We start from the raw sequence: 23,362 nt of genomic DNA on the forward strand, positions 1-23,362 counted from the left end.
GGACTATGACGGCTCCATCTTATCTGCCAGCTCCCTATGCTCCATCCGCGAACCATAAAACTCCACCCAGCTGACGTCGCCAAACTCTTTCCTGAAGAGCCCCATCAAATACTCAAACCAATCGTCCAGCGCCCGCGATTTTTCATCGAAGTAGGAGTAACGATCATAGATAGCATCAACCGACACATCCTTGTGGTTGAGCAAGCGTCCACGTACATCTTTGCCTAGACCGCGGCTAGACATATGTGTCGTAGCGGTGCGGCGCAGATCGTGAACCGTTGGACGCGGATAACCCACCGCGACCCGCAATAACCCCTCCTCTTCCACTTTGCCTTCCTGGGCAACGTAGTTGTCGTAGAAACGGCGCATGCCGCGGTTGAGCGTCGGTTGCAACATGTGCGTACCGGCCACCCGTCCAGGGAAAACCCACGCCCCTGGATTTCTGATCTTGCTCTTAGCTTCAGGCTGACCTTGTCGCAACTTGTGCAGACGTCGCTCACGCAGGTATTCGAGAATATCGATCACGCCCCGTGGGAGCGGAATCGCAACCGGATTGTTGTTCTTCTCAAACTTACCGGTACGGTCCCAGAGAGCTTCTTCCAGATCCAGATCGACCCAGCGCATACCTACGACCTGTCCCGAACGTTGCGCTAGGACAAGCGACATAAGCAGAGCGAAGCGCGTATCGATCGTTAGCGTCGGCTCAACGAGTCGATGGAAAAACCAGACCAACTCATGGCGATTGAGCGATCGCTCACGCGGCGCCTCTTTCGCAATTTTTTTCATTTGCACCAAGGGCGTGGCACTAATGATTTCGCGCTCCAAACAGAAGTTGAAGAGCTTTCGGATGACGGCCTGGATGCGATTGGCAGCAACAGGAGCTGTTTTGGCTTTCTCATCAAGCAGCGCAAGAATCTGCTTACGCTTAACGTCCTGAATCTTCATCCGTCCGAGCGGTTCTACCAACTCACGCTCAAGCTGCCGCTGATCCTCCTTCCATGACTTCTTATTGAGTTCTGCCCACTTGATGTAGGTCTGTACCGCCTCAGCCACGCTCGGACTTTCGCGGTACTCGAACAACTCCATCACCTTTTTCTGCCCGGGATCAAGACCCTGCTCCACTAGTTGAGCGGCACGGTGCGCTGCGGCACGCGCATCCGCCAAGCTAAGGGCCGGGTACTGGCCCAGCGTCATCCGCCGCGCCGCGCCATGAAAGCTGTACAGATAGATGAATGCAATCGATGCCTTATTGACCCTCACCCGAAGGTTCCATGCCCCCAGTTGGTCGGATCAAATATCTCAAAACGCCCCCGTTTAGGGTCGTACTTAAGGTTCCTGAGGGTGTGGTCCTTGATGGGAGCAGTTCTTGCCATAACTAAAACCTGACCATTTCCTGGGTAGACTCTGGGTAGGAATATAGCTCACGGGGTAGGATTGGGGTAGGAATTTGACGATTTAAAACACAGTGATATGATTTCCACATATCTTCTAAAGATTTACACCTAATCCTTGATTTAAAAGGTTTTTTTAATAAGAAATAACAATAACTTAACTGCTCAACCCCACTGATAATCAGCGTAGATTAATGACTTGTAATCAGTAGGTCCCGAGTTCGACTCTTGGTGCCGGCACCATACAAAACAAAGGGTTACGTGAAGACGTAGCCCTTTTTTGTGCCTGAAATTCGGCGCGGGGTGGATTTGGGGTACATATCTGACAAGGACATCAAGCGACTTAGGGTTGTTGCTCGCCACCCGAACTGAAGGGCCAAGCTGGTGCAGCTATGCCCCGTATCCACTCACGCAGGATTCTCGTTGGAAGTGCTGGATACCAGAGCAAGAGCCGGCGTTTGCGCGGGTGGTCTATACGATAGTGCCGGTGATGGTCGGGGCTGCCGAGTTGCGCGCCTGAGCGCGGGCCTTGGTTGGCAGATATTACCGGCGCTGGCTTTGCTCGGATTTCATGGGCCTACAACTGCACGTCTGCCGGCATCCAGCGCTTGCGGTCGGGCCGCTCAGCCGACAAGCTAAGCCGGATGCTCAAAGTATGTCGAAAAAGGCACTCATTTCATGCGTATTCTGCTCACCGGCGGCGCCGGATTTATTGGTTCGGCGCTGATTCGCCACCTGCTCAACGACACCCAGCACCAGGTTCTCAACCTCGACAAGTTGACCTACGCCGGTAACCTCGAGTCGCTGGCCAGCGTCGCGGACAACCCGCGCTATCAGTTTCTTCAGGCCGACATTGTCGATCAGGCTGCGGTCAGCGCCGCGCTGGCGCAGTTCCAGCCGGACGCGCTCATGCACCTGGCCGCCGAGTCGCATGTCGACCGCTCCATCGACGGCCCAGCCGAGTTCATCCAGACCAACATAGTCGGTACCTACAGCCTGCTAGAGGCCACCCGCGCCTACTGGTCGGCGCTGCCGCCCGGGCGCAAGCAAACGTTTCGCTTCCATCATATTTCCACCGACGAGGTGTATGGCGATCTGCACGGGGTCGATGACCTGTTCAGCGAAACCACGCCCTACGCGCCCAGCTCGCCCTATTCGGCGAGCAAAGCCGCCTCCGACCATTTGGTGCGCGCCTGGCAGCGCACCTACGGGCTGCCAGTGCTGTTGACCAATTGCTCGAACAATTACGGCCCCTACCACTTCCCGGAAAAGCTGATTCCGCTGGTGATTCTCAATGCCCTGGATGGCAAGCCGCTGCCGGTGTACGGCAATGGCCAGCAGGTGCGCGACTGGTTGTATGTCGAGGATCACGCCCGCGCCCTGTTTAAGGTGGTGACCGAAGGCAAGGTCGGCGAGACCTACAATATCGGCGGCCACAACGAGCAGACCAACCTGCATGTGGTGCAGAGTATTTGCACCCTGCTCGATGAGCTGGCGCCGCGCCGGGGCGCCGGACCGCAGCAAGGCGGCGCCTATGCCGAGCTGATAAGCTTTGTCGCTGACCGTCCCGGCCATGACCTGCGCTACGCCATCGATGCCAGCAAGATCGAACGCGAGTTGGGCTGGACGCCGCAAGAGACCTTCGCCAGCGGTCTGCGCAAGACCGTGCGCTGGTACCTGGACAACCTCGACTGGTGCCGCCGCGTACAGGACGGCAGCTATCAACGCGAACGATTGGGAGCATCGGCATGAAAGGCATCATCCTCGCAGGCGGCTCCGGTAGCCGCCTGCACCCGATCACCCTGGGCGTATCCAAGCAACTGCTGCCGATCTACGACAAGCCGATGATCTACTACCCGATCTCGGTGCTGATGCTGACCGGCATCCGCGAGATTCTGATCATTTCCACCCCCGAGGATCTGCCCAACTTCCAGAAGATGCTTGGCGACGGTAGCCAGTTCGGCGTGCACTTCAGTTATGCCGAGCAGCCCTCGCCAGATGGCCTGGCCCAGGCCTTCCTGATCGGCGAGGCGTTTATCGGCGACGATTCGGTGTGTTTGATCCTCGGCGACAACATCTTCCACGGCCAGCACTTCGGCGACCAACTGGCGCGGGCTGCGGCGCAACCCTCAGGCGCCAGCGTATTCGGCTACTGGGTAAAAGACCCCGAGCGCTTCGGCGTGGTCGAGTTCGACGCCGACGGCCGGGCGCTGTCCATCGAAGAGAAGCCCCAGCAACCGAAGTCCAGCTACGCGGTCACCGGCCTGTATTTCTACGACAACGCGGTGATCGAGATCGCCAAAGCAGTCAAGCCGTCGGCGCGTGGCGAGCTGGAGATCACCGACGTCAACAACGCCTACCTCGAGCGCGGCGAGCTGCGCGTCGAACGCTTCGGTCGCGGTTTCGCCTGGCTCGACACCGGCACCCACGACAGCCTGTTGGAGGCTTCGCAGTACGTGCAGACTATCGAGCATCGCCAGGGCCTGAAAGTTGCCTGCCTGGAGGAAGTCGCCTTCCACAATGGCTGGATTGATCGCGCACAGTTGCTCAAGCAAGCCCAGGCCTTCGGCAAGACCGGCTATGGCCAATACCTGTTCAAACTGGCGGAGGAGCACGCATGAAGGTCATCCCAACCGCTCTACCGGAGGTGTTGATCCTCGAGCCTAAGGTGTTCGGCGACGAGCGCGGCTTCTTCTACGAGAGCTTCAACGCCCGCGCCTTCGCCGAGGCCACCGGCCTGAATCGCGAATTCGTCCAGGACAACCATTCGCGCTCGCAGCGCGGCGTGCTGCGCGGCCTGCATTACCAACTGCAGCAGGCCCAGGGCAAGCTGGTGCGGGTGACTGCCGGCGAGGTGTACGACGTGGCCGTGGATATTCGCCGCGGCTCGGCGAATTTCGGCCGCTGGGTCGGCGTGCACCTGTCCGCCGAGAACAAGCGCCAGCTGTGGGTGCCGGAGGGCTTCGCCCATGGTTTCCTGGTGCTTAGCGAATTCGCCGAATTCCTCTACAAGACCACTGACTACTACGCCCCGGCCCATGAACGTTGCATCCGCTGGGATGAACCGAGCCTGGCCATCGACTGGCCGCTGAGCGAAGCGCCGCAGCTGTCGGCCAAGGACCAACTCGGCCTCAGCCTGGCCGATGCGGAGCTGTTCCCATGAAGATTCTGCTGCTCGGTCAACACGGCCAAGTCAGCCGCGAATTGCAGCTGAGCCTGCACGGGCAAGGGGAACTGATCGTGCGCGGTCGCGCTCAACTCGACCTGGCCGAGCCCGCGCAGATTCGCCAGCAGGTGCGCCAATTGCGCCCCGACTTGATCGTCAACGCCGCCGCCTACACGGCGGTCGACCAGGCCGAAAGCGAGCCAGAACTGGCCTTCGCGATCAACGCCACGGCGCCCGGCGTGCTGGCCGAGGAAGCCGCCAGCCTAGGCGTGCCGCTAATCCACTACTCCACCGACTACGTGTTCGACGGCCGTAAGCCGGCGCCTTATGCCGAGGACGATACGCCCAACCCGCTCGGTGTCTATGGCCAGAGCAAGCTGGCCGGCGAGCGGGCGATTCAGGCCGTCGCTGGCGCCCACCTGATTCTGCGTACCAGCTGGGTCTACTCGCTGCACGGGCGCAACTTTCTGCTGACCATGCAACGCCTGCTGCAAGAACGCGACGAGCTCAAAGTCGTGGCCGATCAAATCGGCGCGCCAACCTGGGCCGGCAGCATCGCCAGCGCCAGCGCCCAGTTGATCGAGCATTGGCGCAACGGCCAAAACGGCCCCTGGGGCGTATATCACCTGACCGCCCAGGGCGAAATCTCCTGGTTCGGTTTTGCCAGCGCGATCGCCGAGCAACTGCGCACCCAGGGTAAATCGGCGGCCCAGCTAGAGACCATCCCCAGCAGCGCCTACCCGACCCCGGCGCAGCGCCCGCTCAACTCGCGACTCGACTGCAGTCGCCTGCAACGCGACTGGCAGGTCCAGCTGGCGGACTGGCACAGCGCCCTGCTGGAATGTTTGCACAGCCCTCGCCAGGCATAACGCGCACGCCGCTGAGCGGCCCGGCGGTGTCCGCATAGGCGCCCGCGCACCCGCGCTGACTTTCCAGGATTGTACGGCGCCCTGCGGCTTATCCAGGTGACAGGGTTGCCGGCTCGAGCGGGCTGGCCAGGCAAAGGGTGGCCTGGCCAGCCAAGCGTCACTGGCACATCCCTTGCTAAAGCTCGAAGATGCATAATTCCTGCGACACCCAGGCGCCTGACTTCATGACCGCAGCCCTCCGCACTCCCAAACGTCTCCGCTGGCGTAGCCTGGTGTTGCTTGCCCTGCTCCTGACCCCGCTACTCTGGCCGCTGCAACAACTGGCCGAGCGCTATTACCGCGGCGTGTTGAGCGAGCAGAACCGTCAGACCCTCGACCTGTACGTCGCCAACCTGCTCGGCACCCTGAACCGCTATGAGGTGTTGCCGCCGATCCTCGGCCAACTACCGACCCTGCGCCAGCTGTTGCAGCAAAGCGCCGATGTCCAATTGCGCGACCAGACCAACCGCCTGCTCGCCGGCCTGCAGCAGCAGACCGGGGCCGACGTGATCTACCTGATGGACCCCGACGGCCAGACCCTGGCGGCCTCCAACTGGGATCAAGAGGACAGCTTCGTCGAGCGCAATTTCTCCTACCGGCCCTATTTCCGCGAAGCCCTGCAAGGCCGTCCCGGTCGCTTCTTCGGCCTCGGTACCACATCTGGCAAGCGTGGCTACTTCTTCGCCGCCGCGGTACGCGAGGGCGCGCAGATCCTCGGCGTGCTGGTGGTCAAGGTCGACCTCGATCATACGGAAACACTGTGGGGCAATCGCCCCGAGCAGTTGCTGGTCACCGACAACTACGGCGTGGTGATCCTCACCTCGCAGGCCGATTGGCGCTTCCATGCCACCCGCGAGCTGGACAATGCCGAACGCGCCGCGATTACCGCCACCCAGCCTTACCGCATCCAGTCGCCGCCGCCCCTGCAACTCGAGCCAGGGGCCTGGCTACGGCAGGGCCGCGATCTCGACGATATCGGTTGGACCGTAAGCATTCTGGCGCCGCGCCTGCTGCTCGATCGTCCCGTGCGCAGCGCTGTCGCCATCGGTGGCGCGGCGTTGCTGGTGCTAATCCTGCTGCTCGGTCTGCTGATGCAACGCCGCCGTCATTACCTCGAACGCATCGCCCTGGATGCCCGTGCCCGCCAGGAACTGGAGCAGCGCGTGCAGGAGCGCACCCAGGATCTGGAGCGGCTCAACAGCCGCCTGAAACAGGAAGTACTGGAGCGCGAACACGCCCAGCAGGAACTGCTGCGCGCCCAGGATGAACTGGTCCAGGCCGGCAAACTGTCGGCCCTGGGCACCATGAGCGCGAGCATCAGCCATGAGCTCAACCAGCCGCTGGCGGCGATTCGCAGCTATGCCGACAACGCCTGCGTGCTGCTCGACCACCAGCGCAGCGAAGATGCGCGCGCCAACCTCAAGCTGATCAGCCAGATGACCGAGCGCATGGCCTCGATCATTTCCCACCTGCGCGCTTTCGCCCGCCGTGACCGCCACGCCCCGGAAAGCGTGGCCCTGCAACCGGCCCTCGACGACGCCCTGGCGCTGCTGGCCAAACGCCGCCGGGCGATGGAAGTCGAGCTGATCCGCGACCTGCCAGAAGCCACCCTGTGGGTTCAGGCTGGCGAAACCCGCCTGCGCCAGGTACTCGGCAACCTGCTGGCCAACGCCCTCGACGCCCTGGGCGAAAAAGCGCCACCACGGCGCATCTGGCTCAGCACCGAACGCCACGCCACGGGCATCGACCTGCACCTGCGCGACAACGGCCCGGGCTTCAGCGCCGAAGCCCTGCAACGCGCCCGCGAACCCTTCTTCACCACCAAGACCAGCGCCCAGGGCCTGGGCCTGGGCCTGGCGATTTGCGATACCCTGATACGCGCCCTCGGCGGTGAACTACTGCTGGCCAACCACCCCGACGGTGGCGCCCTGCTGACCCTGCGCCTGCGCGCCGCCGAACACGGCGTTAGAACCCAGTCGCCCGAGGACTACTACCTATGACCACCCTCGACCCACGCACTCAAGTGCTGTTGATCGACGACGACCCGCACCTGCGCCAGGCCTTGAGCCAGACCCTCGACCTGGCTGGGCTGCAAGTCGTCAGCCTGGCCGACGCTCGCGGCGTCGCCGCGCGCATCGAGCGCGACTGGGCCGGTGTGGTGGTCAGCGATATTCGCATGCCGGGCATCGATGGTATGCAACTGCTCGAACAGTTGCACGAGCAGGACTCGGACCTGCCGGTGCTGTTGATCACCGGCCATGGCGATGTGCCGCTGGCGGTGCAGGCGATGCGCGCCGGCGCCTATGACTTTCTCGAGAAACCCTTCGCCAGCGCAGACCTGCTCGACAGCGTACGCCGCGCCCTCGCCCTGCGCCGCCTGGTCCTGGATAACCGCTGCCTGCGCCTGGCCCTGGCCGACCGCCAGCAGTTGAGCGCGCGCCTGGTCGGCCAGTCGCCGGCCATGGCGCGCCTGCGCGAGCAGATCGGTGCCCTGGCCAACATCAGCGCCGATGTATTGATCCTCGGTGAGACGGGGGCCGGCAAGGAAGTCGTCGCCCGCGCCCTGCACGACCTGTCCAACCGCCGCGACGGGCCCTTCGTGGCGATCAACGCCGGCGCCCTGGCCGAGTCGGTGGTGGAAAGCGAACTGTTCGGCCACGAGCCCGGCGCCTTTACCGGCGCGCAAAAACGCCGTATCGGCAAGTTCGAGTTCGCCAACGGCGGCACCCTGTTCCTCGATGAAATCGAGAGCATGAGCCTGGAGGTGCAGGTCAAGCTGCTGCGCCTGCTGCAGGAACGGGTGGTCGAGCGCCTGGGCGGCAACCAGTTGATCCCCCTGGATATCCGCGTGATCGCCGCGACCAAGGAAGACCTGCGCCAGGCCGCCGATCAGGGCCGCTTCCGCGCCGACCTGTATTACCGCCTGAACGTCGCCCCGCTGCGCATCCCGCCCCTGCGTGAACGTGGCGAAGACGCCCTGCTGCTGTTCCAGCACTTCGCCGATGGCGCCAGCACCCGCCATGGCCTGGCCGTGCGCGAACTGCAACCAGGGCAGCGCGCCATGCTCCTGCGCCATCCCTGGCCGGGTAATGTGCGCGAACTGCAGAATGCCGCGGAGCGCTTCGCCATCGGTCTCGACCTGGGTCTGGATTTCGGCCTGGAGCTGAGCCTGGACAGCCCGCAGAGCGGCGTGCCGCCCAGCGGTAACCTCAGCGAGCAGGTGGAGGCCTTCGAGCGCGCCATGATCGCCGCCGAACTGAGTCGTGCCCATGGTTCGCTGCGCAGCTTGGCCGAAGCCCTCGGCGTGCCGCGCAAGACCCTGCACGACAAATTACGCAAGCATGGCCTGAGCGTCAGCGACTCTGGCGGAAGCTCGCCAGATGACCTCGACTGACTGGCGGATTCCCGCCATTTTTGCCCACCCCAGCGCGCCATAATCTGCAGCAGCGGCGTGCCGAACCGCTGGCGGGAACCTCTCTGCTCCCCGCACAAGCCAGCTCCCGCAAGCTGCCATCGCCTTCTGCCAAGGATTATTCGCGACTCTAAGGAGCGCCGATCAACAGTCTGGCATGGCGGTTGCTCTAGTTCCTGCAGGCGATCCAACAAGCACAAGTCCAGGCAGTCGCTGCCCAGCGTCCGTCGTTTTCCGGCAGGCCGCCTAGACTTATTCTTGTTCGCCCGCTCTACAGCGCTGCGGCGCATACCGAAGCACAAAAACAAGAGGAAGCATTTCATGTTCAAACTGACTGCCAAGGCGCTGGCTTGCGCCCTGTCGCTGAGCATCGCCGGCATGGCCCAAGCGGCCGATCCGATTGTGATCAAATTCTCCCACGTGGTCGCCGAGCACACGCCGAAAGGCCAGGGCGCCGCGCTGTTCAAGAAGCTCGCCGAAGAGCGCCTGGGCGACAAGGTCAAGGTCGAGGTCTACCCGAACTCCTCGCTGTTCGGCGATGGCAAGGAAATGGAAGCGCTGTTGCTCGGTGACGTGCAACTGATCGCACCGTCCCTGGCCAAGTTCGAGCAATACACCAAGCAGATCCAGGTATTCGACCTGCCGTTCCTGTTCCAGGACATGGCCGCCGTCGACCGTTTCCAGCAAAGCCCGGAAGGTCAGGCGCTGCTGAAATCCATGGAAGACAAGAACATCACCGGCCTGGGTTACTGGCACAACGGCCTCAAGCAGCTGTCCGCCAACAAGGCGCTGCGTGAGCCAAAAGATGCCCGTGGCCTGAAGTTCCGCGTACAGGCGTCCGCCGTCCTCGAAGAGCAGTTCAAGGCCGTGCGCGCCAACCCGCGCAAGATGAGCTTCGCCGAGGTTTACCAAGGTCTGCAGACTGGCGTGGTCAACGGTGCCGAGAACCCCTACTCGAACATTTACAGCCAGAAGATGCATGAAGTGCAGAAGTACATCACCGAGTCCAACCACGGTGTCCTCGACTACATGCTGATCACCAACACCACGTTCTGGAACGGCCTGCCGGCAGACGTCCGCACTGAGCTGGACAAGATCATCGTGGAGGTGACTGCCGAAGTGAACAAGCAAGCAGACGCGCTGAACGAAGGTGACAAGCAACGCATCCTCGATGCCAAGACCAGCGAAATCATCAACCTGACCCCAGAGCAACGCGGCATGTGGCGCGACGCCATGAAGCCGGTGTGGGCCAAGTTCGAAGGCGAGATCGGTGCCGACCTGATCAAGGCCGCCGACGCCGCCAACCAGTAGAAGGGTGGGTTTAGCCACAAAGTGGCGTAACCCACCGGCAGCGGCGGCTGCTCGCCCCGCTGTCGGGCTATTGCGCCAGGTACTGCCGTAGATGCAGCCCTGGCCCCCCTTCTCTCCACTGGAGATGCTATCGATGAACGCCTTGCGACGCGCGTATGATCACTTCGAGGAAGGCTTTATCGCCTTTCTCCTGGCGCTCATGACGCTGGTGACATTCGTCTACGTGATCCTCAACAACCTCTACACCCTGTTCTACAACTGGGGCGATCGCTGGGAAGGCGCCAGCGACCAGCTCTTCGCCATCGGCGACTTCATTCTCGGGCTGGCCCAGGACATGACCTGGAGCATCTCTCTGACCAAGGCCCTGTTCGCCTGGTTGATCTTCTTCGGCCTGGCCTATGGCGTGCGCACCGCCGGGCATATCGGCGTCGACGCGCTGGTCAAACTGGCCAGCAAGCCAGTGCAACGGATTATTGGCTTGATCGCCTGCCTGTGCTGCCTGGCCTATGCCGGGCTGATCGCGGTAGCCAGCTTCGACTGGATGCACACCTTGTTTACCGCCAACATTGGCGCCGAGGACCTCGGTCACTACGGCATCAAGCAATGGCATATCACCCTGATCGTGCCGTTCGGCTACGCCATGGTATTTATTCGTTTCCTGGAAATCTTCGTGCGTATCCTACGCCACCAGCAGACCGGTCTCGGCCTGGCCGATGAAGCCGCCGAAGCCATGAAGTTGACCGAGCACGAGGAACCCAAGCAATGACCATTCTGTTCCTCTTCATTCTGCTGTTCGTGCTGATGTTCATTGGCGTGCCGGTTGCAGCGTCCCTCGGCCTGGCGGGTTCGGTGACCATCATGCTGTTCAGCCCGGACTCCGTGCGTTCGCTGGCGATCAAGCTGTTCGAGACCAGCGAGCACTACACCCTGCTGGCGATTCCGTTCTTCCTCTTGTCCGGCGCCTTCATGACCACTGGCGGTGTGGCCCAGCGCCTGATCGATTTCGCCAACGCCTGCGTCGGCCATATCCGTGGCGGCCTGGCGATTTCCGCGGTGATGGCCTGCATGCTGTTTGCCGCCTTGTCCGGCTCCTCGCCGGCGACCGTGGCCGCAGTGGGCTCGATTGCCATCGCCGGCATGGTCCGCTCCGGTTACCCGCAAGCATTCGGCGCCGGCATCGTCTGTAACGCCGGCACCCTGGGCATCCTGATTCCACCGTCGATCGTCATGGTGGTGTATGCCGCCGCGACCGAGCAATCGGTCGGCAAGCTGTTCATGGCCGGTGTGGTACCGGGCCTGATGCTGGGTGTGGCATTGATGGTGGCAATCTACATTGTCGCGCGCAAGATGGACCTGCCCTCTCTGCCGCGTGCCAGCCTGCGCCAACTGCTGACCACCGCACGCAAGGCGATCTGGGGCCTGCTGCTGATGGTAATCATCCTCGGCGGCATCTATTCCGGCATGTTCACCCCGACCGAAGCGGCTGCGGTGGCGGCGGTCTACGCCGGTTTCGTCGCCCTGTTCGTGTACAAGGACATGACGGTGCGCGAGTGCCCCAAGGTGCTCCTGGAGTCCGGCAAACTGACCATCATGCTGATGTTCATCATCGCCAACGCCATGCTCTTCGCCCACGTGCTGACCACCGAGCAGATCCCCCAGACCATCACCGCGATTGTGATCGAGATGGGCCTGCAGCCTTGGCAATTCCTGCTGGTGGTGAACATCGTGTTGCTGGTGGCCGGTGCCTTCATGGAACCCTCGGCGATCATCCTGATCCTCGCGCCAATCCTGTTCCCGATCGCCGTGCAGCTGGGCATCGACCCGATCCACCTGGGCATCATCATGGTGGTGAACATGGAGATCGGCCTGATCACCCCGCCGGTGGGCCTGAACCTGTTCGTCACCTCGGCGGTGACCGGCATGCCGCTGACCGCGGTGATCAAGGCCGCCTGGCCGTGGTTGATGCTGCTGCTGGGCTTCCTGATGATCATCACCTATGTGCCGGCCGTGTCCATGGCCCTGCCGAACTGGCTGGGCATGAACTGACCGCACTCTATTGAAGTACTCCCTGTACCTTCTGCCCGGCCTCAGTGCCGGGCTTTTTTTGGGCGCGATTGCGGTCACAGGCTGCGCGCGGGGAGTCTTTTCGTAGCAGCGGATTTATCCGCGAAAATCATCTAACCACAGACAAAATCCGCAGCTGAAGCCGCGTCCACAGACGGCGACCGGATTCAACACCGCAGCGGGACAGCGTCCGGACAACTCCGGCCAGCGCCTGACAACCATTCCTATCCTTGACCCACGTCAGCACCGCCTGAGACCCAACATGGGTAAATGGCGATTGCCATACCCTCAAGGAGAGTCACCATGCCCCAGGCTTCCACAAAACTCCGTCTGGCCGCACTGATTGCACTGGTGGTCGGTTCGATGATCGGCGGGGGAATCTTTTCGCTGCCGCAAAACATGGCGACCAGCGCCAGCGCTGGGGCCATCCTGATCGGCTGGGCCATCACCGCCGTGGGCATGCTGACCCTGGCCTTCGTGTTCCAGAGCCTGGCCGTGCGCAAACCGGAGTTGGATGCCGGGGTCTACGCCTACGCCAAGGCCGGCTTTGGCGACTACATGGGCTTCTCCTCGGCTTGGGGCTACTGGATCAGCGCCTGGATCGGCAACGTCAGCTACTTCGTCCTGCTGTTCAGCACCCTCGGCTACTTCTTCCCGATCTTTGGTGAAGGCAACACCTTGGCCGCCATCATCGGCGCCTCGCTGCTGCTCTGGGCCGTACATTTTCTGGTGCTGCGCGGCATCCACGAGGCGGCGTTCATCAACCTGGTGACCACTGTTGCCAAGATCGTGCCGTTGCTGCTGTTTGTCGTCATCACCGCCATTGCCTTCAAGCTCGAGGTGTTCACCGCAGATTTCTGGGGACGCGGCAACCTGGAGCTGGGCAGCGTGATGGACCAGGTGCGCAACATGATGCTGGTCACCGTCTGGGTGTTTATCGGCATCGAAGGGGCCAGCGTTTATTCGGCCCGCGCCGAGAACCGTGCGGACATCGGCAAGGCCACGGTGATCGGTTTCGTCGGTGTCTTGCTGCTGTTGGTGATGGTCAACGTGTTGTCCATGGGCATCCTCAGCCAGGCCGAACTGGCCGGATTGAAGAATCCCTCCATGGCTGGCGTGCTGCAACAGGTGGTCGGCCCCTGGGGCGCGGCGCTGATTGGCATCGGCCTGATCGTCTCGCTGCTCGGCGCGCTGCTGTCCTGGACCCTGCTGTGTGCGGAGATCCTGTTCGTCGGCGCAGGCGATCACACCATGCCCAACTTCCTGAAAAAGGAAAACGCCCAGCACGCGCCGGTCAACGCGCTGTGGCTGTCCAACGGCCTGATTCAGCTGTTTCTGATCATCACCCTGTTCAACGACGCCACCTACCTCAAGCTGCTGTACCTGGCCACCTCGATGATCCTGTTGCCGTATTTCTGGTCCGCCGCCTATGCGGTGCTGCTGGCGGTACGTGGTGAAACCTACGAAGGCCAGCCCGGTACGCGCCGCAAGGATCTGCTGATCGGCCTGATCGCGGTGATCTACGCGGTGTGGCTGGTGTATGCCGGCGGTGTGCAGTACGTCCTCCTGTCGGCGCTGCTCTATGCGCCGGGCGCGCTGTTCTTCGCCAAAGCCAAGCGTGAACAGGGCCAAGCTGTTTTCACCCGCGTGGAGCAGCTGATCTTCCTGGCCGTATTGATCGGTGCAGGCATTGCCGCCTATGGCCTCTATGCCGGCTTCCTCAGCCTCTAACAGAAGGATTTATGACATGAGTAATGGAAAACTTGGAGTGCATTCCGAAGCCGGCAAATTGCGCAAGGTGCTGGTCTGCTCCCCCGGCCTGGCCCATCAACGCCTGACCCGAGCAACTGCGACGAGCTGCTGTTCGACGACGTGATCTGGGTCAATCAGGCCAAGCGCGACCACTTCGACTTCGTCACCAAGATGCGTGAACGCAATATCGAAGTGATCGAGATGCACAACCTGCTCACCGAGGTGGTGCAAAACCCCGACGCCCTGAAGTGGATTCTCGACCGCAAGACCTCGGTTAACCAGGTGGGCCTCGGCCTGCACGACGAACTGCGCAGCTGGCTGGAAGGCCAGGCGCCGCGCAAACTGGCCGAGTACCTGATCGGTGGCGTCGCCGGCGTCGACCTGCTCACCGGCGGTGGCAGCGAGCTGGCCAAGATGTTCAGCGAATTCCTCGGCGCCTCCAGCTTTATCCTGCCGCCGCTACCGAACACCCAGTTCACCCGGGACAACAGTTGCTGGATATACGGCGGCGTGGTGTTGAGCCCGATGTACTGGTCAGCGCGGCGCCAGGAAACCCTGCTGATGACGGCGATTTACAAGTTTCACCCGGACTTTCTCAATGCCGATTTCCAGTTCTGGTATGGCGATCCGGATCTCGACCACGGCGCTGCCACCCTCGAGGGCGGCGACGTGATGCCGATCGGCAACGGCGTGGTCTTGCTCGGCATGGGCGAGCGCACCTCGCACCAGGCCATCGGTCAGTTGGCGCAATCGCTGTTCAAGGCCGGCGCGGTGCAACGGGTGATAGTCGCCGGCCTGCCAAAGTCGCGGGCTGCCATGCACCTGGATACCGTGTTCAGCTTCTGCGACCGTGACCTGGTGACCATCTTCCCATCGGTGGTCGAACAGATCGTCGCCTTCAGCATTCGCCCGGATGAAAGCCGTCCCGGCGGTATGGATATCCGCCGTGAAGCAAAACCGTTCCTCGAGGTGGTGGCCGAATCGCTCAACCTGAAGAAGCTCCGCGTGGTGCAAACCGGCGGCGACAGCTACGAGGCCGAACGCGAGCAATGGGACGACGGCAACAATGTAGTCGCCCTCGAACCCGGCGTGGTCATCGGCTACGACCGCAACACCTACACCAACACCTTGCTGCGCAAGGCCGGGGTGGAAGTCATCACCATCGACGCCAGCGAACTGGGCCGCGGCCGCGGCGGCGGCCATTGCATGACCTGCCCGATTATTCGCGACCCGATCGATTACTGAGTAACCCGCAGCGGCCCTTACCCGAGCCGCGACAATCCCGACGCTGATCCAGCGCCGGGGTTAAAAACGTTAATTTCTCAAGAGGAAATCCGTCATGGCGTTCAACCTGCACAACCGTAGCCTGCTGAGTTTGATGCATCACAGCGCCCGCGAACTGCAGTATCTGTTGGATCTGTCCCGCGACCTGAAGCGCGCCACCTACACCGGCACCGAGCAGCAGCACCTCAAGGGCAAGAACATCGCGCTGATCTTCGAGAAGAGCTCGACCCGTACCCGCTGCGCCTTCGAGGTCGCGGCCCATGACCAGGGCGCCCATGTCACCTATATAGAGCCGAGCTCCTCGCAGATCGGCCACAAGGAGAGCATGAAGGACACCGCCCGCGTGCTGGGACGCATGTTCGACGCCATCGAATACCGCGGTTTCGGCCAGGAGATAGTCGATGAGCTGGCCAAGTACGCCGGCGTGCCGGTGTTCAATGGTCTGACGGCGGAATTCCACCCAACCCAGATGATTGCCGACGTGCTGACCATGCGCGAGCACAGCGACAAACCGCTGCATGAGATCAGCTACGCCTACCTCGGCGATGCCCGCTACAACATGGGCAACTCGCTGCTGATGATCGGCGCCAAATTGGGCATGGACGTACGCATCGGTGCGCCCAAGGATCTCTGGCCGACGCCCGAGTTTATCGCCCAATGTCAGGCCTTCGCCGCCGAGAGTGGCGCGCGCCTGAGCCTCACCGAAGACCCCGAGGAAGCAGTCAAGGGCGTCGATTTCATCCACACCGATGTCTGGGTCTCCATGGGCGAACCCGCCGCGGTATGGGACCAGCGCATCGCCCAATTGCTGCCCTACCAGGTGAATGCGCAGATGATGAAAGCCTCGGGCAATCCCCGGGTGAAATTCATGCATTGCCTGCCGGCCTTTCATAACAGCGAGACCGAAGTGGGCAAGGAGCTGGCCGAACGTTACCCGCACCTGGCAAACGGCGTGGAGGTCACCGAAGAGGTGTTCGAGTCGCCGGCCAACATCGCCTTCGAGCAGGCGGAGAATCGCATGCACACGATCAAAGCGATTCTGGTCTCGGCGTTGGCTGATATCTGACGGATAACCCCGCCCCTGGGGCTGCCGATAGACCGCGAAGGAGTCCCGTGCGCGGGTGTAACTGCCACAGCGCACGGGGCAAGTCGCTAGCTTGCCAGCGGCTACAGGCAAGAGTCATCACCTTCGAGAGGGACATGCACTATGCGTATCGTCGTTGCACTGGGCGGTAACGCCCTCCTTCGCCGTGGTCAACCCATGACCGCGGACAATCAACGGATCAATATCCGGATCGCCGCCGAACAGATCGCCAAAATAGCCCCCGGCAACGAGCTGGTGGTGGCGCACGGCAATGGCCCCCAGGTCGGCCTGCTGTCCTTGCAGGCCGCCGCTTACACCGAGCTCAGCCCCTACCCGCTGGATGTGCTGGGCGCCGAAACCGAAGGCATGATCGGCTACATGATTGAACAGGAGCTGGGCAACCTGCTGCCCGTCGAGGTGCCCTTCGCTACCCTGCTGACCCAGGTGGAAGTCGACCCGGCCGACCCGGCCTTTCAACACCCGAGCAAACCGATTGGCCCGGTCTACAGCAAGGTCGAGGCCGAGCGCCTGGCCGCCGAAAAAGGCTGGAGTATCGCCGCCGATGGCGAGCAGTTTCGCCGCGTGGTCGCCAGCCCGCGGCCGATACGGATCTTCGAAATCCGCCCGATCAAGTGGCTGCTGGAGAAAGGCAGCATCGTCATCTGCGCCGGCGGTGGCGGTATCCCGACGCTGTACGGCGCAGACGGCAAGCTCAAGGGCGTGGAAGCGGTGATCGACAAGGATCTGTGCTCGGCGCTGCTGGCCGAACAGCTGCAGAGCGATCTACTGGTGATCGCCACCGATGTCAGCGCGGTGTATGTCGACTGGGGCCAGGCGACGCAAAAAACCATCAGTGCCGCCCACCCGGACGCCCTGGAGCAACTCGACTTTGCCGCCGGCTCCATGGGGCCGAAAGTCCAGGCCGCCTGCGAGTTCGCCCGTAATACCGGCAAAGTCGCGGTGATCGGCGCATTGGCGGATATCCAAGCCATCGTCCAAGGTAAGGCCGGCACCCGGATCAGCACGGCGCAACCGGGCATTCACTACCGCTGACATCCCCCTATTCATACTTACAGGAGCCTCGCCATGAGCGAACCCGGCCATCTGCATATCACCCGTGCGCCCTTGCAGCCCAACGACTTTGGCTACGACATCAACGTCGAGTATCAGGTGGTCAATGATCCCGCGACGGGCACGGCCATGCACTTCAGCATGCACGGTGAAATCAACGGCGCAGCCTTCACGGAAGAATTCGAACTGCCCAGGGACATGGCCTGCAACTTTGCCAGCAACTGTTTCCACCTCGCGCAGAAACACGGCCTGCCGAAAACGGCGAATATCATCTCAATGCACCACAAATACGACGCCATGTTCGAAGACATCCGCCAGCGCCTCGATCTGCATTCCGGTGAGGCGGTCAAGCCAGAGCACTTGCTGTAACTGCCCGGGCTTGTTGCGCACCAGGCCCGGGCCGGCAGCAACGGGGCGATAGCGCGCCCATGCCGAGCCTCGCGTTGCAGCCATACGTCGATGACGATCGGCCCCGTCGCGCCAGCGCGCAGCAACCCGAAGACCTGGCGCTAACGGCGCAGCACGCTCGCCCATCGACCACACTGCCGCGCACAGCAACCATCATCTGTTGATTCGCAGCAGCGGCGCCGCTTAGCCCGCAGGCGAGTGCGTACACCAGAATTCGACAGGCTCCTAGGTCGCCGCCATCGCCCTGGCCTGCTCGCGCAGGACGAACTTCTGCACCTTGCCGGTGGCAGTTTTTGGCAGCGCGGTGAAGACCACACGACCAGGCACCTTGAAGCGCGCCATACGCTGTTGGCAGAAGGCAATCACTTCGGCCTCCGTCAGTTCGACTCCCGGCTTGGCGGTGACGAAGGCGCAGGGGGTTTCGCCCCACTTGTCGCTGGGCATGGCCACCACCGCCGCTTCGAGGATCTGCGGATGACGGTAGAGCACGTCCTCCACCTCGATCGAGGAGATGTTCTCGCCGCCGGAGATGATGATGTCCTTGGAGCGGTCCTTGATCTCCACATAACCGTCGGCGTGCCACACCGCCAGGTCGCCGGAGTGGAACCAGCCGCCGGCGAAGGCTTCGGCGGTGGCCGTGGGGTTCTTCAGGTAGCCTTTCATCACCACGTTGCCGCGCATCATGATCTCGCCGATGCTCTGGCCGTCCTTCGGCACCGGCTGCAGGGTGTCCGGGTCGGCCACCATCAGACCGTCGAGCAATGGCGCCCGCACGCCCTGGCGGGATTTCAGGCGCGCTTGCTGCTCGGGGGTTTCGCTGTCCCACTCCTCCTTCCATTCGCAGGCCACGCTGGGGCCATAGGTTTCGGTCAGGCCATAGACGTGGGTGACGCGAAACTCCATGGCTTCCATGGCCTCGATCACTGCCGCAGGTGGCGCGGCGCCGGCAGTCAGCACCTTGACCGGGCGGGTCTTCAGCGCCTTCAGCTCATCGGCGGCATTGGCCAGCATGTTCAGCACGATGGGCGCGCCACAGAAGTGGTCGACGCCATGCTCGGCAATCGCCGGGTAAATCGCCTCGGCGCGCACATGGCGCAGGCACACATTGACCCCGACATAGGCCGCCAGCGCCCAGGGGAAACACCAGCCGTTGCAGTGGAACATCGGCAGCGTCCACAGGTACACCGGGAAGCGGCTCATGTCCCAGCACATGGCATTGGACAAGGCATTCAGGTGCGCGCCGCGGTGGTGGTAGACCACGCCCTTGGGGTTGCCCGTGGTGCCGGAGGTGTAGCTGAGCGAGATCGCCTGCCACTCGTCGGCGGGCATCTGCCAGGCATAGTCGGCGTCGCCTTCGGCCAACAGCGCCTCGTAGTCGAACTGGCCAATCAACTGGCCGTCCTGATATTCCGGGTCGTCGATGCCGATAATCAGTGGCCGGTTGGGCAGGTGGCTGGTGGCGCGCTGCACCAGTTCGCCGAACTCCTTGTCGACCAGCAGCACCTTGGCTTCGCCATGCTGCAGGATGAAGGCGATAGCTTCGGCATCCAGACGGGTATTGATGGCATTCAGCACGGCGCCGCACATGGGTACACCGAAGTGCGCCTCGAACATCGCCGGGCCGTTCGGCGCGATCACCGCTACCGTATCGCCCAGGCCAATGCCGCGCTGCGCCAGGGCCGAAGCCAGGCGAATACAGCGGCGGTAAGTCTCGCCCCAGGTCTGGCGCAGACTACCGTTGATCAGCGCCGTGCGCTGCGGGTAGACACTCGCCGCGCGCTCGAGAAAACTCAAGGGACTGAGTGCCTGAAAATTCGCCGCCTCGCGCGGCATGCCATATTCGTAGGGGTTGGGGCTGTGCATTATTGTTCTCCAGCGGAACCTTGGGCTGGATAAACCTTACCAGTAGTATGGTTTTGCCGAAGCGCTACCTTGGTCGAAGCAGTGACTCACGGGTCATAAATCACGTCAGCATAATCACCCGAACAGTCGAGCCACAGCTCGCCCCATCGAATTACCCCGTGTTTGCGGGTCCCTGGGCGAGCGACAAGCAGGTATCGCTTCATCTGAGCTTGTCCGGCGTATTTATTTGAAGGAGTTTCCCGCGTGAAGTCTCGCTTACCCGTGATTGTTGGTTTTGGTGGTTATAACGCAGCCGGCCGCAGCTCCTTTCACCACGGCTTCCGCCGCACCGTGATCGAGTCGATGGACCTGCGCGCACGCCAGGAAACCCTCGCCGGCTTGGCCGTGATGATGAAACTGCTGCAGGTACTCGACGGCAACTACCAGACCATCGACGGCACGGCGCTGAGCCTGGCGGAGATCGACAGCCGTTTTGCCGAACAGATTCTCGCCTCGACCCTGGTACGGCGTATCGAAAAGCAGCATCTGGATGTCGACGCCGCCCACTGGCAGAAAAACATCAGCGTCAGTGGCGCGTCCGGCACCCCGCTGAGCTTCATTAGCAATCGCAAGCAACTGCCCGAGCCACTGCCGACCAATTGGTCGGTGGAGGAGCTTAACGCCACCGAGGTGCGCGTCACCCTGCACGACAACTGCGACTTCAAGGTCGACAGCTACCGCGCCCTGCCGGTGAAGTCCGCCGGTCAGTTGCCCAGCGGTTTCGAGCCGAGCGAACACTACAACTCACGCTTCCACCCGCGCGGCCTGAGCATGGCCATCGTCGGGGTGACCGACGCCCTGCGCTCGACCGGCCTGCCCTGGCAATCGATCGTCGATCGGGTACAACCGGACGAAGTCGCGGTGTTCGCCAGCTGCATCATGAGCCAGCTCGACGAAAACGGCTTCGGCGGCATGATGCAATCGCGCCTCAAGGGCGGCCGGGTCACCGCCAAGCAGCTGGCCCTGGGCCTCAACAGCATGCCAGCGGACTTCATCAACGCCTACGTGCTCGGCAGTGTCGGCAGCACCGGCAGCATCACCGGCGCCTGCGCCACCTTCCTCTACAACCTGCAGAAGGGCATCGAGCAGATCACCACGGGCAAGGCCCGGGTGGTGATCGTCGGCAGCAGCGAAGCGCCGCTCAATCAGGAGTGCATCGAGGGTTACGGCGCCATGGGCGCGCTGGCCACCGAAGAGGGCCTGCGCCAGATCGAAGGCCAGCAACAGGTGAACTTCCGCCGCGCCAGCCGCCCGTTCGGCGACAACTGCGGTTTCACCCTGGCCGAGGCCTGCCAGTTCGTGGTGCTGATGGACGACGAACTGGCCCTGGAGCTGGGCGCCGACATCCACGGCGCGGTGCCGGATGTATTCGTCAACGCCGATGGCTTCAAGAAATCCATCTCCGCCCCCGGCCCCGGTAATTACCTGACCATGGCCAAGGCCGTCGCCAGCGCCGTGCAGTTGCTCGGCCTCGATGCCGTGCGCCAGCGCAGCTTCGTCCACGCCCACGGCTCCAGCACCCCGGCCAATCGCACCACCGAATCGGAACTACTGGACCGCATCGCCGCCACCTTCGCCATCGAGCAATGGCCGGTGACCGCAGTCAAGGCCTTCGTCGGCCACTCCCTGGCCACCGCCAGCGGCGACCAGGTGATCTCCGCCCTGGGCAGCTTCAAGTACGGCGTCATCCCCGGAATCAAGACCATCGACGCGGTCGCCGATGACGTCTTCCAACAGCACCTGCACATCGCCACCGAGGATCGTCAGCTCGGCCAGCAGGCGCTGGACGTGTGCTTCATCAACTCCAAGGGCTTCGGCGGCAACAACGCCAGCGCCGTGGTGCTGGCGCCCCATGTGGTCGACAAGATGCTGCGCAAGCGTCACGGCGCCGAGGCCTTCGCCGCCTATTGCGCACGCCGCGAACAGACCCGCGCCGCCGCCCGCGCCTACGACGAACAGGCCATGCAGGGTCAACTGGAAATCATCTACAACTTCGGCCGCGACCTGATCGACGACAAGGCCATCGAGCTGGGCACCGAACAGATCAAGGTGCCGGGCTTCGCTCAGCCGCTGGTGTTCAAGCAGGATGACCGCTTCACCGACATGCTCGACTAACCGCCTACCTGGTGGTTGCGGACCGGTTCAGATTGCTCCGCGGGGTATCGCTTTATGCCTTTGCATGCCAAGAAAAATGCCGCTCACTTGGCTCAAGTGAACGGCATTGCGGCACATGGCCAGAGCGATTCAAACTACAGCTGACTGGCTGCGAAATGGCTTACCAGCCGACACCAAAGCCCAGGCTGTAGTGGGTTTCGTCTATATCGCCTTCCGAACCACTGACGATATCTTTCTCGGCCTTCATGTTCAGCGAAGCCCAGTCGGTGACCTTGTAGCGCAGTCCCACCTCGGCATCCAGGGCGTATTCGGCGACATTAGCCAGCGGCTTGCCGACCTCACCGGTGCTGAACAGCTCGAAGCTCTTGCCGACCAGATAACGGTTGTAGTCCCACTTCGCGCTCACGGCATAGAAGTTGTCCTTCTCGCCATTGGCATACAGGTAGTCGGTGCGGTTCATCAAGCCGGCGACGGAGAAGGCGCCCAATTCGTTATCCCAGAACTGGTAACCCGGACCGGTACCGACGGTGCGCTGGCGCTGCAGTTCTTCGATCTGATCGCGCTTGTAATCGACACGCCCCTCCCAGAACCAGTGCTCATTGAAGAAACGGTCGAGGGCATACTCGGCACCCCAGTTATCCGTGGCCACTACGCCGTCCTGGAACTCGCGGTTGTACTCGGCCGCGGCAGAGTGCCGCCAGAGGCCATGGCGCATCTGGGTTTTCAGGTCGACATCATAGTCATCGGTATCAGTTTCGGCGCGTTTGTAGTCCAGCGCGGCATCGATATTGCCCTCCCAGGTCAAATCCTCGATCAGTGGCTTGGGCTTCATGATCCGCTCGATACTCGCCAGTTCGATGGTTCGCGGCCCTTCGCCATTGGCCAGGGTGACTTTGCCCTGCTCGGCAGCCAGCAGGGCTTTGGCCCGTTCACCGGTAAGTTTGCCTTCCTTGATCAGCAGCTCCTGGTCGCTTTCGAGGGTGGCGATTTTCTTCCAATCCAGCGCGATCGAGCCACCGTACTCGGTTTCCAGGAGCAGTTTTTTCCCTTCAAAGAATTTGATCGTACCGCTCAGCCGATCGCCGTTTTTCAACCACACAGTATCGGCCAGCAGAGGACTGGTAGCGGCCGCAAGGGTCAGGCACAGCAGGGTTCTGAAAATCATAAGAATGCTTGAAAAACTCTGATTGAATAAACGCCGAGCATTATGCGCAAGCCCGACCTCTGAACAAGCACTGACCGTCGGAATTAATCGGAGTTCAAGCCAGGCGACCGGCGCCATGATGGCACGATCCGAGCCTCTGACCCTGGGCCCCAGCAGATAATGGCGCTCGGAGGAGGTACGCCCCAGGCCACCCATTTGCTCCAGCTCGTACGGCAGCGACAGGCGAGCCCGGCGGTTGGCTGCAGTGCTCGCTCGGCGCAGTAACAGGGGTTTGTCCGATCGCCAGGTATCGATATCCTTGCAGGCGACCGGCACCTGGCCGGCATAGC

At 62.2% G+C, this 23,362-nt stretch carries 17 protein-coding genes and 1 pseudogene; 15 read left to right on the plus strand and 3 right to left on the minus strand.

Going from position 1 to position 23,362, the window contains the following annotated elements; translation table 11 throughout:
* Window positions 1–3: 3 nt before the first annotated feature.
* Window positions 4–1,260, minus strand: coding sequence for an integrase arm-type DNA-binding domain-containing protein (locus tag B2D37_RS15870; RefSeq protein ID WP_177345236.1), 1,257 nt, complete (start codon window positions 1,258–1,260; stop codon window positions 4–6).
* An 809-nt stretch (window positions 1,261–2,069) separates the two neighbouring features.
* On the opposite strand from B2D37_RS15870, the gene rfbB reads away from it, so the two are divergent.
* The 14 genes and pseudogenes from rfbB to B2D37_RS15945 all read left to right on the plus strand — a co-directional run bounded on the left by rfbB (window position 2,070) and on the right by B2D37_RS15945 (window position 17,812).
* On the plus strand, window positions 2,070–3,143 hold the full coding sequence (rfbB, locus tag B2D37_RS15880; RefSeq protein ID WP_079203594.1) for a dTDP-glucose 4,6-dehydratase: 1,074 nt from the start codon (window positions 2,070–2,072) through the stop codon (window positions 3,141–3,143).
* Window positions 3,140–4,012 carry a glucose-1-phosphate thymidylyltransferase RfbA gene (gene rfbA, locus B2D37_RS15885; protein ID WP_079203595.1) on the plus strand — a complete coding sequence of 291 codons (873 nt, stop codon included), beginning with the start codon at window positions 3,140–3,142 and terminating at the stop codon, window positions 4,010–4,012. The genes rfbB and rfbA overlap by 4 nt, the downstream gene beginning before the upstream one ends.
* Window positions 4,009–4,554 (plus strand): dTDP-4-dehydrorhamnose 3,5-epimerase, encoded by a 546-nt coding sequence (gene rfbC / locus B2D37_RS15890; RefSeq protein WP_079203596.1) that lies wholly within the window; start codon window positions 4,009–4,011, stop codon window positions 4,552–4,554. The genes rfbA and rfbC overlap by 4 nt, the downstream gene beginning before the upstream one ends.
* Window positions 4,551–5,426 carry a dTDP-4-dehydrorhamnose reductase gene (gene rfbD, locus B2D37_RS15895; RefSeq protein ID WP_079203597.1) on the plus strand — a complete coding sequence of 292 codons (876 nt, stop codon included), beginning with the start codon at window positions 4,551–4,553 and terminating at the stop codon, window positions 5,424–5,426. The genes rfbC and rfbD overlap by 4 nt, the downstream gene beginning before the upstream one ends.
* 224 nt (window positions 5,427–5,650) lie before the next feature.
* The gene (locus tag B2D37_RS15900) at window positions 5,651–7,465 is read left to right on the plus strand and encodes an ATP-binding protein (protein ID WP_079203598.1); all 1,815 of its coding nucleotides are present in this window, start codon (window positions 5,651–5,653) and stop codon (window positions 7,463–7,465) included.
* Window positions 7,462–8,859: a sigma-54 dependent transcriptional regulator gene (locus tag B2D37_RS15905; RefSeq protein ID WP_079203599.1), complete on the plus strand. Its 1,398-nt coding sequence runs from the start codon at window positions 7,462–7,464 to the stop codon at window positions 8,857–8,859. The genes B2D37_RS15900 and B2D37_RS15905 overlap by 4 nt, the downstream gene beginning before the upstream one ends.
* A 339-nt stretch (window positions 8,860–9,198) precedes the next feature.
* A complete protein-coding gene (gene dctP / locus B2D37_RS15910) occupies window positions 9,199–10,188 on the plus strand; it encodes a C4-dicarboxylate TRAP substrate-binding protein DctP (RefSeq protein WP_079203600.1) in 990 nt (329 codons plus the stop codon).
* A gap of 133 nt (window positions 10,189–10,321) precedes the next feature.
* A complete protein-coding gene (locus B2D37_RS15915; RefSeq protein ID WP_079203601.1) occupies window positions 10,322–10,954 on the plus strand; it encodes a TRAP transporter small permease in 633 nt (210 codons plus the stop codon).
* On the plus strand, window positions 10,951–12,234 hold the full coding sequence (dctM, locus tag B2D37_RS15920) for a C4-dicarboxylate TRAP transporter large permease protein DctM (protein ID WP_079203602.1): 1,284 nt from the start codon (window positions 10,951–10,953) through the stop codon (window positions 12,232–12,234). Before B2D37_RS15915 ends, dctM begins: the two co-directional genes overlap by 4 nt.
* A 321-nt stretch (window positions 12,235–12,555) precedes the next feature.
* Complete coding sequence (arcD, locus tag B2D37_RS15925) at window positions 12,556–13,983, plus strand: arginine-ornithine antiporter (protein WP_079203603.1); 1,428 nt, start codon at window positions 12,556–12,558, stop codon at window positions 13,981–13,983.
* A 16-nt stretch (window positions 13,984–13,999) separates the two neighbouring features.
* A pseudogene (gene arcA / locus B2D37_RS15930) lies at window positions 14,000–15,249 on the plus strand (arginine deiminase).
* 94 nt (window positions 15,250–15,343) lie between these two features.
* Window positions 15,344–16,354 (plus strand): ornithine carbamoyltransferase, encoded by a 1,011-nt coding sequence (locus B2D37_RS15935; RefSeq protein ID WP_079203604.1) that lies wholly within the window; start codon window positions 15,344–15,346, stop codon window positions 16,352–16,354.
* Window positions 16,355–16,495: 141 nt separating this feature from the next.
* Window positions 16,496–17,425, plus strand: coding sequence for a carbamate kinase (gene arcC / locus B2D37_RS15940; protein ID WP_079203605.1), 930 nt, complete (start codon window positions 16,496–16,498; stop codon window positions 17,423–17,425).
* 33 nt (window positions 17,426–17,458) lie between these two features.
* The gene (locus tag B2D37_RS15945) at window positions 17,459–17,812 is read left to right on the plus strand and encodes a DUF5064 family protein (protein WP_079203606.1); all 354 of its coding nucleotides are present in this window, start codon (window positions 17,459–17,461) and stop codon (window positions 17,810–17,812) included.
* 264 nt (window positions 17,813–18,076) lie between these two features.
* On the opposite strand, the gene B2D37_RS15950 is transcribed toward B2D37_RS15945, so the two are convergent.
* Window positions 18,077–19,714, minus strand: a complete 1,638-nt coding sequence (locus tag B2D37_RS15950; protein ID WP_079203607.1) for an acyl-CoA synthetase — start codon at window positions 19,712–19,714, stop codon at window positions 18,077–18,079.
* A 243-nt stretch (window positions 19,715–19,957) separates the two neighbouring features.
* Here B2D37_RS15950 and B2D37_RS15955 point away from each other — a divergent pair, with 243 nt between their 5' ends.
* Window positions 19,958–21,868: a beta-ketoacyl synthase gene (locus tag B2D37_RS15955; RefSeq protein WP_079203608.1), complete on the plus strand. Its 1,911-nt coding sequence runs from the start codon at window positions 19,958–19,960 to the stop codon at window positions 21,866–21,868.
* A gap of 160 nt (window positions 21,869–22,028) precedes the next feature.
* Here the strand turns inward: B2D37_RS15955 and B2D37_RS15960 are convergent, their stop codons facing one another.
* Window positions 22,029–23,033: a DUF481 domain-containing protein gene (locus B2D37_RS15960; RefSeq protein WP_079203609.1), complete on the minus strand. Its 1,005-nt coding sequence runs from the start codon at window positions 23,031–23,033 to the stop codon at window positions 22,029–22,031.
* Window positions 23,034–23,362: the final 329 nt, after the last annotated feature.

This window comes from Pseudomonas sp. CC6-YY-74 (assembly GCF_002025205.1).
GTDB classification, from domain to species: domain Bacteria; phylum Pseudomonadota; class Gammaproteobacteria; order Pseudomonadales; family Pseudomonadaceae; genus Aquipseudomonas; species Aquipseudomonas paeninsulae.